This is a genomic window from Sorangium sp. So ce1335, assembly GCF_051521615.1.
In the GTDB taxonomy this organism is placed as follows: Bacteria; Myxococcota_A; Polyangia; order Polyangiales; family Polyangiaceae; genus Sorangium.
Genome location: NZ_CP150363.1, coordinates 5,703,226 through 5,717,187 on the forward strand (window position 1 = coordinate 5,703,226; position 13,962 = coordinate 5,717,187).

The 13,962-nt window shown below is 76.1% G+C and carries 9 protein-coding genes; 5 read left to right on the forward strand and 4 right to left on the reverse strand.

Annotated elements, in window-relative coordinates; translation table 11 throughout:
• Positions 1–155 precede the first annotated feature (155 nt).
• Positions 156–2,102: an ATP-binding response regulator gene (locus tag WMF24_RS21125; RefSeq protein WP_437738227.1), complete on the forward strand. Its 1,947-nt coding sequence runs from the start codon at positions 156–158 to the stop codon at positions 2,100–2,102.
• A 51-nt stretch (positions 2,103–2,153) separates the two neighbouring features.
• Here WMF24_RS21125 and WMF24_RS21130 read toward each other — a convergent pair whose 3' ends face one another.
• On the reverse strand, positions 2,154–2,912 hold the full coding sequence (locus WMF24_RS21130) for a methyltransferase domain-containing protein (RefSeq protein WP_437738228.1): 759 nt from the start codon (positions 2,910–2,912) through the stop codon (positions 2,154–2,156).
• A 227-nt stretch (positions 2,913–3,139) separates the two neighbouring features.
• On the opposite strand from WMF24_RS21130, the gene WMF24_RS21135 reads away from it, so the two are divergent.
• A complete protein-coding gene (locus WMF24_RS21135; RefSeq protein ID WP_437738229.1) occupies positions 3,140–3,973 on the forward strand; it encodes an alpha/beta fold hydrolase in 834 nt (277 codons plus the stop codon).
• A gap of 82 nt (positions 3,974–4,055) precedes the next feature.
• Positions 4,056–4,676 (forward strand): class I SAM-dependent methyltransferase, encoded by a 621-nt coding sequence (locus WMF24_RS21140; RefSeq protein ID WP_437738230.1) that lies wholly within the window; start codon positions 4,056–4,058, stop codon positions 4,674–4,676.
• 103 nt (positions 4,677–4,779) lie between these two features.
• Here the strand turns inward: WMF24_RS21140 and WMF24_RS21145 are convergent, their stop codons facing one another.
• Positions 4,780–6,018 carry an MFS transporter gene (locus tag WMF24_RS21145; protein WP_437738231.1) on the reverse strand — a complete coding sequence of 413 codons (1,239 nt, stop codon included), beginning with the start codon at positions 6,016–6,018 and terminating at the stop codon, positions 4,780–4,782.
• Positions 6,019–6,122: 104 nt separating this feature from the next.
• Between WMF24_RS21145 and WMF24_RS21150 the strand changes: the two genes are divergently transcribed.
• Positions 6,123–6,896 (forward strand): DeoR/GlpR family DNA-binding transcription regulator, encoded by a 774-nt coding sequence (locus tag WMF24_RS21150; protein WP_437738831.1) that lies wholly within the window; start codon positions 6,123–6,125, stop codon positions 6,894–6,896.
• A 35-nt stretch (positions 6,897–6,931) separates the two neighbouring features.
• Here WMF24_RS21150 and WMF24_RS21155 read toward each other — a convergent pair whose 3' ends face one another.
• Together WMF24_RS21155 and WMF24_RS21160 are read right to left on the reverse strand one after the other, a co-directional pair.
• Positions 6,932–7,783, reverse strand: a complete 852-nt coding sequence (locus WMF24_RS21155) for a hypothetical protein (protein ID WP_437738232.1) — start codon at positions 7,781–7,783, stop codon at positions 6,932–6,934.
• A 185-nt stretch (positions 7,784–7,968) separates the two neighbouring features.
• Positions 7,969–12,000, reverse strand: a complete 4,032-nt coding sequence (locus WMF24_RS21160; protein ID WP_437738233.1) for a serine/threonine-protein kinase — start codon at positions 11,998–12,000, stop codon at positions 7,969–7,971.
• 214 nt (positions 12,001–12,214) lie between these two features.
• On the opposite strand from WMF24_RS21160, the gene WMF24_RS21165 reads away from it, so the two are divergent.
• Positions 12,215–13,747 (forward strand): serine/threonine-protein kinase, encoded by a 1,533-nt coding sequence (locus WMF24_RS21165; RefSeq protein WP_437738234.1) that lies wholly within the window; start codon positions 12,215–12,217, stop codon positions 13,745–13,747.
• The last annotated feature ends 215 nt before the right edge of the window (positions 13,748–13,962 follow it).

The following is a 13,962-nucleotide window of genomic DNA, read 5'->3' on the forward strand; positions in this document are numbered from 1 at the left end:
CGGTCATCGACGGCCATCGATCCCGGTCGCCGCGCCCGCTCGCCGGCGGCGCGATGACATCGCGGCTCGACCGAGCGGCACGGCCGGATTAAGCACCGCCCGTGGCCTGGAGTCCGCGCATCGCGACCGCGCCGCTCAGGAAACGCCCGGCTCCGGTGCGTTACGGGGCGGCCCTGCTCATCGCGGGCACCGCCATCGCGCTGAAGCTCTCCCTCCGCCCGGTGCTCGGCGACGAGGTGCCATTCATCCTCTACTTTCCAGCGGTCATGGTGAGCGCCTGGTTCGGGGGCCTCGGCGCCGGCCTGGTGACGACGGCGACCTGCGCGGTGATCGTGTGGTATTTCTGGCTCTTTCCCTATCGCTCGTTCGAGACTCCCCCGATTCACGGGACGATACAGCTCGGCACGTTCGTCGTCACCGCGGTGATGAGCTCGCTCCTGGCCGAGAACCTTCACAGGACCAGGCGGCTCGCCGCGCGCAGCGCGGAGCGGCTGCGGATCGCGCAGGAGCACTCGCTCGACGGGTTCGCGACGCTCTGGGCGATCCGGGACGCGCCGGGGAGGATCGTGGACTTCCGGTGGGAGTACGTGAACCCCGCCGCGGCGAGCGCGCTGGGGCGCGCCCCGGAGCGCCTGGTGGGCCGGGATCTCCTCGACACGTTGCCGGGCGAGAAGACCAAACACGATCTCTTCGCGCGGTGTGTGAGCGTGGTCGAGACGGGCGTTCCCATCGACATCGAGGTGCCCTGGGGAGAGGAGGAGCGCCGCCGGTGGTTCCGGATCATGATCGTGAAGCTGCATGAGGGGGTCGCCGTCCACTTCGGCGACATCACGGCGCGCAAGCAGGTGGAAGAGGAGCGCGCGGCGCTGTTCGCGAGCGAGCGCCGCGCGCGCGCCGAGGCGGAGGAGGCGAGTCGGCTGAAAGACGAGTTCCTGGCGACGGTCTCGCACGAGCTGCGGACGCCGCTCAACGCGATCCTCGGCTGGTCGCACCTCCTGCGGGCGAGGAGCGCCGCGCCCGAGCAGAGGGAGCGCGGGCTCTCGGCCATCGAGCGGAACGCCCGGTCTCAGGCGCGGCTCATCGAGGACATCCTTGACGTTTCCCGGATCGTCACGGGGAGGGTCCGGCTCGACGTCCAGCGCATGGACCCCGGCGCGGTCGTCGGGGCAGCGGTCGAGTCCCTGCGTCCCACCGCCGACGCGAAGGGGGTGGCGCTAGAGCTCGCCGTCGAGGCGCGGGACGCCCGCGTCCTGGCCGACGCCACGCGGCTCCAGCAGGTGTTCTGGAACCTCGTCTCCAACGCCGTCAAGTTCACGCCGGCGGGCGGGGTCGTGCGCGCCTCGGTCGCGCGGCGAGGCGCGGGTCTCCACATCGAGATCAGCGACACGGGGCAAGGCATCCGCCCCGATTTCCTGCCGTTCGTCTTCGAGCGCTTCAGCCAGGCCGACAGCTCCACGACGCGCCGCCACGGCGGGCTCGGTCTCGGGCTCGCCATCGTCCGCCACCTCGTCGAGCTGCACGGCGGGAGGATCTCGGTCCGCAGCGAGGGCGAGGGAAGAGGCGCGACGTTCGAGGTCGTGCTGCCCGTCGCCGGCCCCGCGCAGGCCGGGCGCGGCGACGGCCTCGTCGGCGGCGGCGAGGACGCGGCCCCCGAGAGCGCGCCGCCGGCAGCCCTCGATCAGCGCGCCGATGGGGTCCGCGTCCTCGTCGTCGACGATGAGGCCGACTCCGGCGAGATCGCCGGCGCCATGCTCCGGGAGCTGGGCGCCGAGCCGCGGGTCGTTCGCTCGGCGCAGGAGGCGCTCCGTGCGCTCATGGAGTTCCGGCCCGACATCCTCATCTCGGATCTCGGGATGCCCCACGAGGACGGCTTTGCCCTGATGCACAAGGTGCGCGCGCTGGCGCCGGACGCGGGGAGCGCCATTCCGGCGATCGCGATCACGGCCTGCGCGCGGCGCGAAGATCGCCAACGGGCGTTCGCCGCCGGCTTCCAGGTGTACCTCACGAAGCCGATCGACGCCGCGGAGCTCTTCGAGGCCGTGAGCAGCCTGGCTGCGGCGCCGCCCTCCGGCGCTGCCCGAGCGCGCCCTGCTGCGCCATGAGGCGCCGGGGGCGACCGGGCCGCCGGCGCCTCGCCGCCTGGCGGATGTCCCCTAGGCCTGCGGCGGCGCGGCGACGCGGCGCGCGACAAGGAAGTATCCCAGGGGGAACTTCCTGCCGGTCCAGGTGGCGACCTTGCGGCCGGGCGACGACCGGGACCACGCGCTGACCACGCCCTGCGCGAGCGCCGCGGCCGGATTCCCCAGCACGGGAACGGCAGAGGCGCTCTTCGCGAAGACGTCGCACGCCACCTCCACGAGCCCGCCGATGCGCTCGAGGACCAGCACCTCGAACCCGGCGAGCTCCGCCAGACGGCGGTGCGCGAACTCGGTGTAGCGGTAGTAATCGTAGGGCTCTCCGTGCACCCAGTAGAAGAACGGCGTGTTCACGAACGCGACGCCGCCCGGGCGCAGGATCCGCGCCATCTCCGCCCAGAGCGCTTCCGGCCGGGCGATGTGCTCGAGCACGTCGGAGAGGATCAGCGTGTCGAGGGACGCATCCTCAAGCGGCAGCGCGCCGTTCAGATCGCACTCGAAATCGAGGTGCGGCGTCTCGAACGCCGAATTGCCCCAGTCCACGCAGAGCACGGACGCGACATGATCCCGGTAGGCGCCGTACAGCGGCACCTTCCCGCAGCCGAGGTCTGCCGCGGCCCCGTGGGCGTACCGGGGAAGGTACTCATCGTAGAGCCTCGCGATGCAGTCGGCGATCAGGCGGGAGCCCATGATGACTTCCCGCAGGTCGGTCGATGCGCGCAACCGGCCGCCACGCTGGACGAACTTCGTCTCCCGCCACGCCGCTTCGTTCTTCATGGCCTTGCTTATCCGACGGGCCATCCGGCGTCGTCAACCGGAAGGCCCCCGGGGCGCAGCGACGACGAGGCGGTCGCGGGACCTTGCCCGTCGACGCTCGGCGTCGGAGCCGGGGCGCTCAGCGGCGAGCGCCGCATTGCTTCGGAACAGCGCCTCGCCTACGCTCCGCCCTCGCCGCCCGACGCGACTCCATCCAGCGTCCCCCCACACCGAGGTAACGGACGAACATGCGTTCTCTGACGGTCGCAGGCCCTGCGGGCGCGCTCCACGTCGTCGATCACCCTACCGCGGGCGCTCACCCTGCCGCGGGCGCGGGCCCCTCGCCCGAGGCGCTGCCGGTCGTGCTCGTGCACGGGATGGTCGGCCACACCGGCTTCTGGGAAGCGCCGCTCGCGCACCTCGCGGGCAGGCGCCGCGCCGTCGCCCTCGATCTGAGGGGGCACGGCGCGTCCGAGGCGCCGGCCGACGCGGACTACTCGCCTGCCGCGTGCGCGGCCGACGTGCTCGCGGCGCTCGACGCTCTCGGCCTCCCGCGCGTGGCGCTCGTCGGCCACAGCTTCGGCACGCTCGTGGCCATCGCTGCGGCGGCCGCCCATCCCGATCGGGTCGCGCGCCTCGTGCTCGTGGACGCGCCCGGCGACTTCACGAGGCTGCCGGCGGAGATCCGCCAGCAGCAACTCTCGCCCCTGCTGGCCGCGCTCGAGACGGACGACTGGCGCGCCGCCGCCCGCGCGGGGTTCGACGGGGCGCTCCACGGCAGCGCGCCGGCGACGCGGGACGTGGTGCTGGGGCGCCTCGCCGCGACGCCGCGCGATCGGCTGCTCGGGATGTACCGCAGCATGATCGAGTTCCCCACCGTGGAGACGCTGGATCGCTACCTCGCCGTCCCCGGCTCCCGCGCCCACGCCATCGTCGCCCCCTCGAACGCATGGCCGTTCAGCCTCCATGTGCTGAGGCCCGCGCTGGCGGCCACCGTGATGCCAGAGACCGGCCACTGGCTGATGATGGACGCTCCGGCCCGCTTCGCCGAGCGCCTCGAGGCCTGGCTCACCGCGGCTTGACGCAGCGCCGGGGCCCGCAGGCGAGAGCGCCGCCCCGCACACGAGGCCAGACGCCCTCTCCTCCCCGATCCACACTGCCGCCATGCCCGACGACGACATCGCTCGCCTCACCGCGAGGACCGTAGGTCACTACGACGCTCACGCCCTGTCCTTCTGGGAGGGCACCCGGGATCACGACGTCTCGCAGAACCGCGCGGCGCTGCTCGCGGCGCTGGAGGGCCCGGGCCCGTTCACGATCCTCGATCTCGGCTGCGGCCCGGGGCGCGACCTCGCGGCGTTCCGCGCCGCGGGGCACACCGCCGTCGGGCTCGACGGGTCCGCGCGGTTCGTCGAGATGGCGCGGCGGCACGCGGGCTGCGAGGTGCTCCACCAGGATTTCTTGCGCCTCGATCTCGGGGCCGAGCGCTTCGACGGGATCTTCGCGAACGCGTCGCTGTTCCACGTGCCGAGCGCCGAGCTGCCGCGCGTGCTCCGCGAGCTCCACGCCGCGCTCCGCCCGCGCGGCGTCCTCTTCAGCTCCAACCCGCGCGGCGACGACCGCGAGGGGTGGTCCGGAGACCGGTACGGCTGCTACTGGTCGCTCGAGCGGTGGCGCGAGCACGTGACGACCGCGGGATTCGAGGAGATCGAGCACTATTACCGCCCCGCCGGCCTGCCCCGCGCGCAGCAACCCTGGCTGGCGACCGTATGGCGCAAGCGCTGAGCCCGCGCCTCCGGGCCAGCGCCGCGGTGGCGACACCGACCTTCGCGAGCCGCGCTCACCTTCCGCGGCGCGCCCGACTCCCGCCGTCCGCCTCGCGACACCGTCATCCGTGCGCCCCTATCGCGCGCGGGCGCGCGGCGGGCGCGCTCGCCCCGAGCCCGCGGCCGCCGCGTCCGCGGGCCACCACCGGGGCGAGGGCGGCGATCACGAGGACCAGCGCCACGACGACGGCGAGCCCGCCCCGCAGGGTGAAGCGGTCGGCGAGGAGGCCGATGACCGGCGGCCCCGCGAGGAAGCCGCCGTAGGACATGGTGGCGAGCGTCGCCAGGGCCTTGCCGGGCGCGACGTCGGGCGCGCTCGCCCCGGCGCGGAAGACGAGCGGCACGACGACCGACAGGCCGGCGCCAACGCAGCCGAAGCCGAGCAGCAGGGCGATCGGGACGTTGGCGAGCAGCGCCGCGCCGAGCCCGCCAGCGACGAGGAGCCCCGCCGCGCGCACGACCCGCTCGGCGCCGAAGCGCTGCGTGAGCCCGTCCCCGGAGAACCGCCCGAGGAGCATCGCCAGCGAGAAGACGGCGTAGCCGGTCGCGGCCACGGCCGCGCTGGTGTGGAGCTCGTCGCGCAGGTAGACGGCCGACCAGTTGGCCATGGCGCCCTCCCCCACGGACGAGCAGAACGCGATGAGGCCGAGCAGGACGAGCTGCGTCGAGCGGCTCACCCCCGGGGCGCCCGCGGCCGCCGCGGCCGGGGCCTCGGGGCGCGCGTCGGCCGTGAGCGCCCCGCCGGCGTCGAGGACGACCACGGCGAGGACGGCGGCGACGGCGAGGAGGTGCACCGCCGGCGACACCGCCCACCCGGCCGCGAGCGCCCCGAAACCCGCGCCGATCAGCCCGCCGAGGCTGAACATGCCGTGGACCGAGGCGAGGATCGGGCGGCCGTGGCGCCGCTCGACCTCGACGGCCTGCGCGTTCATCGCGACGTCCATGAGGCCGTTGCTCGCGCCGAGCAGCACGAGGGCCGCGACGAGCGCGTTGAACGAGGGCGCGAGCGCCGGCAGGGGCAGCGCCGCGCACAAAAGCATGGCCGAGACGCGGGTGACGCGCCGGCTCCCGGCGCGGGCGACGAGCGGCCCGGCGGCGCGGAAGGCGAGGATGGCGCCGACGGCGATGCCGAGCAGCGCCAGGCCGAGCGCGCTGTCGCGTAGCCCGAGCCGCTCGCGCACCGCGGGCACGCGCGCGGCCCAGGAGGCGAAGGCGATGCCGTTCGCCAGGAACATGACCGAGACGGCGCGCCGCGCGCGCCCGGTGGTGAGGGCAGGCTGCTCCTCCGAACTTTCGTGCATTTTCGTGAACCTCAGGGAACAATCATGCAGCCAGGCGCGACCAAGGCAAGGACCCTCGTGAACAAACAGGAATGATCGTGCAAAATCAGGCAGACAGCTCGGGCATGATGGTGGCCGAGAGGCGCCAGAAGATTCTCGCTGCACTGGAACGAGACGGGAAGGTCGTCGCGGCGGAGCTGAGCCGCGCGTTCGGCGTCTCGGAGGACACGATCCGGCGCGACCTGCGCGAGATGGCGAACGAGGGGCTCCTCCAGCGCGTTCACGGCGGCGGCCTGCCGGTGGCCCGGGTGAACCCGAGCTTCCCCGCGCGCGAGCGGCAGCAGCCGCGCGTGAAGGAGGAGCTCGCGCGGGCCGCGGCCACGTTGATCAAGCCGGGTCAGGTCGTGTTCATCGACAGCGGCACGACCAACGTGGCCGTCGCGCGCCACCTCCCGCGCGACCTCGAGGCCACGATCGCGACGAACAGCCCGCCCGTCGCCATCGCGCTCTCGGAGCACCCGCGCGTCGAGGTGGTCCTGCTCGGCGGGCGCATGCGCAAGGATCCGCTCGCCGCCGCCGACGCGGTGACCATCGCGGGGGTGCGGCAGATCCGGGCGGACCTCTGCTACCTCGGCGTGTGCACCCTGGATCCGACGTTCGGGATCACCACCGTGGACCTGGACGAGTCCTACGTGAAGCGGGCCATGGTCGAGGCCTCGGCCGAGGTGGTCGCGCTGGCCACCGCGGACAAGCTCGGCACCGCGTCGCCGTACGTCGTCGCCCCGCTGAGCGAGCTCACGTGGCTGTTCACGGAGCGAAGCGTGCCGAAGGAGGTGCTCGCGCCGTACCGGGAGGCGGGGGTCACCGTCGCGCAGGACGTCGAGACGGAGCCTGCCTGAACGGGATAGAAGCCGCCGTGAGCCGCGCGCCCGCCCTACAGCAGGCCCGAGAGCAGATCCAGGACACCGCAGGTCAAGCCCCCGGCGGAGAGCGCGACGAGGGGCTCCAGGCTCGACGCGATGGCCTCGGGGTAAACCGCGCTCCCCGGGGCGCTGCAGGTCGGCGCGCCCGCGCCGTCCCGGGAGCAGACAGCGTCGCAGTGGCCGAGGACGGTGATCCTGCACCAGGGCGACTGCCCGCAGATGCGCTGGAGCGTCCGCGCGCTCAGCGCCACGCCGCACGCGTCGACGAGGGCGTTGTCGGCGCAGGCGAACGCGGTCGGCCGGACCTGGTCGAAGAGATCACCGAACATGATCGCGTCCCGGACCGAGTACTCCTGCGCCTCGCTGTCCGGCGCGTCGGCGAGGGCCGGGTGGCCGCCGGTGAGGCGGATCGCGACGCGCGAGCCCGTCGCGTTCAGCGACTGGAGGAGGCACGCCGTCATCCAGCGCCGCGCGGCGGCGTCCGAGAGCGGCGCGGTGGACCACCGCGGCGCGAGCCCGATCGAGCCGCCGAAGGACCGCCCGGAGGTCGTCCGCAGCGCCGCCCCTTCGGGCAGGGCGCAGGCGACGACGCGCTCGACGAGGTGCCTGCCGTCGGCGCTCGAGAGGAGCGCGGCGCCCCCGCGGCCGCCGATCGTCTCCGACAGCGGCGACCGCGCCAGCGCGCGCAGCGCCTCCTGCGTCGAGGGCTCCCAGAAGAAAGCGGGCTCGACGCCGTTCATCACGATGATCCCCTGCTCCGCGGCCAGGATCGTCTCGCCCTCGTCCGCCGGCGCGGCCGCGCACCCGACCGCGAACAAGCAGAGACCGATCACCCCGGCAGCGTTGACCCGTACGCGAAGCATTCGATGTCCTCCATCTCAGGCGCACGTGCGCGCGCCTCGCACCCGCATCAAGCAAATCCCGAGCCCGCGCCGCGCCTGGCCGGTCGCTCCGCCGCGGGCACCCACCGCGCCACAGCCGCGCTGCGACGCGAGAGCCGGGCTCAGCCGCTCGACGTGCAGGATCAGCGGCCGCTCGACGTGCAGGATCAGCAGCCAGGTGCCGCAGCGGCCAGCGCATCGAGCCCGCGCGCCAGCTCGTCGAACCGGGACCGCCAGGCCGGGTGCTCGGCAAGGAGCGCGCCGGCCCTGTCCAGGCTCGCCGCGACGACCTCGGCGAGACCGTGGCGTAATGCCGCACGACCGCGCCAGTAGAGGACCTCCAGGAGCTCGTCCGCGAAGAGGAACGGGCCGGCCTCTGGATCGGCCTCGTCGAGCCCGCCGAGCAACGCGGGCGGCGCGGCCGGCGCGTCACCGGCGGCGTCGTCCGAGAGGAGGCAGCGCAGGAGGAGGAAGCAGCCGTGCGCCGCCCGCGCGGAGGGCTCCGGCGGGCACGCGCCGGCGATCCACGCGAGCAGGAGGCGCGCCTCGCCGAGCTCACCCCGCGCCGCCAGGATGCGCGCGAGCAGCAGCGAGCACTCCGGCACGGGGCGATCGACGAACCGCTGCTCCAGCGTGTGCGCGCGGCGCGCGAGCGAGAGCGCCTCGTCCTGCTGGTCGCTCCAGTACAGGAGCTCGGCGACGTTGTACGTGGCGACGCGCTCCAGCCACGGGTTGCCGATCTCCCGCGCGAGCGCGATCGCGCGCCGGAGATCCGCCGTCGCGCGCGGCAGATCCTTCTTCAGCGTCCAGAGCACGACGCGGTTCATGATCGCGACGCAGAGGTGCGGCAGGTCCTCGGCGCGCTCGCAGAGCGCGATCGCCTCCTCGGCCCGCCGCTCCGCCTCCGCGAAGCGCCCCGCGTGCGCGAGCTCGGTCGACAGCAGCACGAGCGCGATGATCCGGCTCTCCTCGTCCCCGGCCGACGCTGCCAGCGACGCCCCCTCCGAGAGGAGCGCGATCGCCTCCGCGACCTCGGCCCGCCGCAGGCGCGTGCGCCCCTCGGCCACGCGGAGCCGCGCCGCGAGCCGCGGCGAGCCCGCGCGCTCGACGAGCGGCCGCGCCAGCGCGACCCGCGCCGCCGACGCCTCGTAGGCGCCCGTCCAGTCGAGCGCCGTGGCCTCTTCGAGGAGGACGTCCGCGCGCAGCTCGCCGTCCGCGTCGCCCTGCGCGAGCTCGAGCGCCGCGGCGAGATCGGCCATCGCGTCCTCGATGAGGTGCAGCCGGTAGCGGATCCGCCCGCGCCCGGCCAGCGCGAGCGCGCGGCGGCGGCGATCGCCCTCGCCGGCCAGCTTGAGCGCCGCTGTGTAGCAGCGCTCCGCCTCGACGTGCCGGTGCCGCGCGAACGCGAGATCCCCGAGCCGGAGGTGCGCCTCCGCCGCCTCCTCCCCCGCCCCGCACGCGCCCGCGTGCCGGGCCAGCGGCTCGAGCTCCTCGGGCCCCGGCCGCGCCGTGAGGCCACCGGGCGCCGCGACGGCATCGCCGCGCGTGGCCCCCGGCGACGCGGGAGCGCGCAGGGCCCGCGCCCGCCAGAACGCGAGCGCGTGCCTGTGGATCTGCGCGCGGTGCTCGGGATCCAGCGTCTCGTACACAGCGTCGCGGAAGAGGCCGCTCCGGAACCACCACCGCCCGGCGTCCCCGCGCGCCCCCCGCGCCGCGCCGCAGTCGTCATCTTCCACGCCGCGCGCCATGATGCCCCGATCGACGAGCACGCCGAGCCCGTACCCGGCGTCCACCGGCGTCCCGGCGCCGCCGGCCCTGTCGACGGCGTCCTGGACCCACTCCAGCTCGGCCCGGGTGAACGACTCGCCGAGCACGGCGCAGAGCCGCGCGAGCGCGGCGACCTCCTGCGGCAGCGCCCCGAGCTGCCGCATGGCCAGCCACTGCCACGCCGGGGAGACGGGCAGGCCCTCGAGCGCCGCCGCCTCGACGCAGTAGTCGCCGCCGCCGGGGCGGCGGCGCACGAGCCCGGCCTGCTTGAGCGACCGGATGATCGCGGCGAGGCAACCCGGGTTGCCGCCGGCCCAGCGCGCGAGCCCCCGGAGCACGTCGGCCGGCGGGTACGCCGCCGGGAGGAGGAGCTGCGCCGCGAGCTCCGACGCGGCGGCCTCGTCGAGCGCGGCGAGCGTCACCCGGTCGGCGCGCTGCGTGCGGGCGCCCCAGGTCGGGCGGAGCCGCTCGAACCGCGGGTGCGCGACGACAGCGGCCCAGAGCGCGACCCCGGCGCCGTCGAGCGTCGCGACCTCGAGCGCGTCGAGCACGGTGACGTCCGCCCACTGCGCGTCGTCCACGATCACGGCGACGGGACCGCGGCGCGCGCGGCGGCGGAGCCCCTCGGCGATCGCGCGCGCGACGTGGTGGGGCGTCGGCGCGGGCGCGGCGCCGGGCCCCGCCCAGCCGAGCGCCGCGGCGACGGACGCGAAGGTCGAGGCGCCGATCTCCGGGCCGAGCCGCGCCTCGCAGAACGCGCGGGGGTCGGCCGGCGCCGCGGCGGGCGCGTCGAGCGCGAAGCGCAGGATCTCCGCGGTGTCCTTGCTCGCCTCGCCCGGCAGCGGCTGCGCCGCGCGCACGACGAGCGCCGCGGCGTCGGGGCGCAGGCGCCGCGCCACGGCGGCCGCCTCGGCCGCGACGCGGCTCTTGCCGAGCCCGGCGTCGCCGAGCACCGTGACGAGCGCCGGGCACGCGCCGCTGAACGCCGCGGCCGCGCTCGCATCGAGCGCCGCGAGCGCCTCGGCCCGGCCGACCATCGGCGGCGCGTCGCTCTCCGGCGCCCGCGCGACCTCTGGCGACGTGGGGGTCGAGGTCGGCTCGGCCTCGGCGAGGGCGCGCTCGAGCTCCGTCGTGAGCGCGATGCCGGACCACGGGTCCGCGGGGATCCAGGTCTCCGGGCGATCCACCGCCGCCCCGTAGACGGCGGGCGCCCCCCTGGCGCGCGGGCGGATGATCACGCCCGCGAGGTGGAGCGCGACGCGGGCGCCGTGCCGCTCGACGAGCTCGCGCGCGGCGGCGAGCGCGAGCCGGACGGGGTGCTCGGCGTCGCGGGCCGAGAAGACCGCGACGTAGCGGCGCCCGCGCTGCCGGACGCAGATGCCGCTGCGGCCCGTCAGCGCGGCGACCACGGGCGGCGTGGCGGCGCCGGTGTCCGCGACGAGCACGACGGCCGGCTGGAGCCCCTCGGCGATGAGCCTGCCGCCGCTGGACGGCGGGGCCGCCGCGGCGCTCGACGGAGGCGCCGCCGCGGCGCTCGATGGCAGCGACCGCGGGGTCGGCTCCTCGGCGGCGGCGGCGCCGATCGGGCATGCCTCCTCGAGGGCGCGCCGGAGCCACGCCGCGCTCGCGGGGCGGCGGTCGGGCTCCTTGGCGAGGCACGAGAGGACGAGCTCCTCGAGGGCCTCGGGGATCGGCGCGAGCTCGCCCGGGCGCGGCGGCCGGAGCGCGAGGTGCCCGTGCTCGATCGCGCCGGTGTCCCCCACGAACGGCGGCCGCAGCGTGAGCAGCTCGAACAGGATCGCGCCGACGGCGTACAGGTCCGTGCGCCCGTCGACGGCGGCGCCCGCGCGGAGCTGCTCGGGCGCCATGTACTCGGGCGTGCCGACGATCGTGCCCCCGCGCGTGATCTCGACCTCGTCGTCCTCGCGCGACGCGCCGGCGGGCCGCGCCAGGCCGAGATCGAGCAGCACCGCCCGCGCCGGGGCGAGCGCGGCGCCCGGCAGGGCCGCCGGAAGGCCCGGCGCGGCGCCCGCGCCGGGCGGCGCGAGCACCACGTTCTCCGGCTTGAGGTCGCGGTGGACGACGCCGCGCGCGTGCGCGGCCGCGAGCGCGTCGAGCAGCGCCGCCGCGCGCGCCGCCGCCCAGGCGGGCTCCGGGGGTTCGGGCAGCGCCGCGAGCGTCTCGGCGAGCGTCTCGCCGGGGACGTGATCCATGGCGATCCAGGGGCGGCCGTCGTCGAGCCGCCCCTCGCCGTGGACCCGCGGGACGTGCGGCGGACCGACGCGCCGGAGCGCGCCCGCCTCGCGCCGGAACCGCGCCAGCATCGCGGCGCGCGACGAGCGCCCGACCTTGAGGGCGACCGGAGCGCCGTCCGCCTCGCGCCGCGCGGCCCACACCGCCGAGAAGCCGCCCTGCCCGAGCAGGCCGCCCACCTGAAACCCCGGGACCCGCGGCCGCCCCGGCGACTCGGGCGTGCGCTCGACCGGCAGCGGCGGCGCGCCGCCGTCGCGGGGGCAGACGCCCGCCGGGGGGAGCCGGCGGTGGCACAGGGGGCAGCGGGACACGTCGTGGCTCTCCCAAGCTCAAGGACAGGGCGGAGAGGGATCGGCTCGCCGCCCCCCTATGGTACCGTCGGTCGGTCCTTCGATGGCGAGCGAAGACCCCGACACCCTCCCCGGCGCGGGGTCTCGCGTCGATCCCACGGTGCGCACCGCGCTGTCGACGCTCGCCGTCCCGTCCGCCCCGGCGGTGATCGTCGGCGAGCTCGCGGTGGCCGCGCTGCCGCCCGGGGCCCGGGCGGGCGACTACGTGCTCGAGGAGCCGCTCGGCGCGGGCGGCTTCAGCGTGATCTACCGCGCGACGCACGCGGTTCACGGGGCGCTCGCGGCCGTGAAGGTGCTCCACCCCGAGCTCAGCGCGCGGCCGGACGTCGTGGCCCGCTTCCAGCGGGAGGTGGAGACGGTGCGGCGGCTGCGGCACCCCGGCATCGTGGAGGTCTTCGAGCAGGGGCAGCTCGAGGACGGGCGGCCTTACTACGCGATGGAGCTGCTCGCCGGGATCAGCCTGGATCAGCACCTCCGCGCGCGCGGCCGGCTGTCGCCCGAGGAGGCGCTCGCCGTGCTGGAGCCGCTCTGCGACGCCCTCGCGGCCGCGCACGCGCAGGCCGTCGTGCACCGGGACCTCAAGGCCTCGAACGTCTTCCTCGAGGAGGGCGGGCGCCGCCGCGTGGTGCTGCTCGACTTCGGGGTGGCCAAGCTCCTCGACGCGCCCGGGCCGTCGCTGACGTCGTCGCGGGAGGTCCTCGGCAGCGCCTCGTGCGTCTCGCCCGAGCAGCTCCTCGGCCACGCCGTCGACGTCCGGGCGGACGTCTATGCGCTCGGCGCCCTCGCCTACCGCATGCTCGTCGGCGAGCCGCTCTTCACCGGGGACATCGGCGCGCTCCTTCGCCAGCTCCACCTGTTCGCGAGCCCGCCGCGCCCGAGCGCGCGGGCGCGGCTCTCTCCGGCGTTCGACGAGGTGCTCCTGCGGGCGGTCGCGAAGGAGCCGGCCGCGCGCCACCCGACGGCCGCCGCCTTCCTCGCGGACTTCCGCGGCGCGCTCGAGGCGTCGCGCGGCGTGCTCGAGGCGTCGCCCGGCGCGCGCGTCTGCCCCGGCGTGGCGGTCCACGCCGAGGTGGGCGCCGCCCCGGAGGCGCTCGACCCGCCCGACGATCGCCTGCTCGCGGACCTGGAGGCGATCCTGCCGTTCGTGGCCGCCGAGCTCTCCGAGGCCGGGCTGTCGCCCGCGGCCGAGACCGGCAACAGCCTTCTCTTCACGGCGGAGCGCCCCGGCGACGCGGCCGGCGATGCGGCCGGCGACGCTGCTGGCGACCGAGCGGCGCGCCGCCGCGCCGTGGACGCCGCGCTCGCGATCTTCCGGCGGCTCGCGGGCCGCCCCGGGCGCGACCCGAGGGTGTACGTGCGCCTCAGCGTCCACGCGGGGGAGCTGCTCGTCGGCCCCTCGGGCGAGCTCCTTGGCGGGGCGCTCGCCGAGGTCGCCGGCTGGGTGCCCGAGGGGACCGAGGAGGGCGTCTTCGCCTCGCCCGAGGCGCTCGCCGGCCTGGAGATCGCCGCCGGGCCGGCGGTGGCCGGCGGGGCGATGCGCGCGCTGGCGGGCGCTCCGCCGCGCGGGACACGGTAGCGAGCGTCCGAGGGGGGCGACGCGCGCTGGCAGGCGCTCCGCCGCGCGGGGCACCGTGGCGAGCGTCCGAGGGGGCGACGCGCCTGCTGCAGGCGCTCCGCCGCGCGGGGCACCGTGGCGACAACGCAAAACTGCGCCGCGGGTGCTGCCTGCGGGAGCCCTCAGCACCTGCCTGCTGGCACCGGCAGGCTGGGGCGAGGCGTCCGGGACGCCGC

Coding starts and splice junctions, on each gene's coding strand:
- WMF24_RS21130 (WP_437738228.1), bottom strand. CDS start 2,912: ATGAAGAACGAAGCGGCGTGGCGGGAGACGAAGTTCGTCCAGCGTGGC.
- WMF24_RS21135 (WP_437738229.1), top strand. CDS start 3,140: ATGCGTTCTCTGACGGTCGCAGGCCCTGCGGGCGCGCTCCACGTCGTC.
- WMF24_RS21140 (WP_437738230.1), top strand. CDS start 4,056: ATGCCCGACGACGACATCGCTCGCCTCACCGCGAGGACCGTAGGTCAC.
- WMF24_RS21145 (WP_437738231.1), bottom strand. CDS start 6,018: ATGCACGAAAGTTCGGAGGAGCAGCCTGCCCTCACCACCGGGCGCGCG.
- WMF24_RS21150 (WP_437738831.1), top strand. CDS start 6,123: ATGATGGTGGCCGAGAGGCGCCAGAAGATTCTCGCTGCACTGGAACGA.
- WMF24_RS21155 (WP_437738232.1), bottom strand. CDS start 7,783: ATGCTTCGCGTACGGGTCAACGCTGCCGGGGTGATCGGTCTCTGCTTG.
- WMF24_RS21165 (WP_437738234.1), top strand. CDS start 12,215: ATGGCGAGCGAAGACCCCGACACCCTCCCCGGCGCGGGGTCTCGCGTC.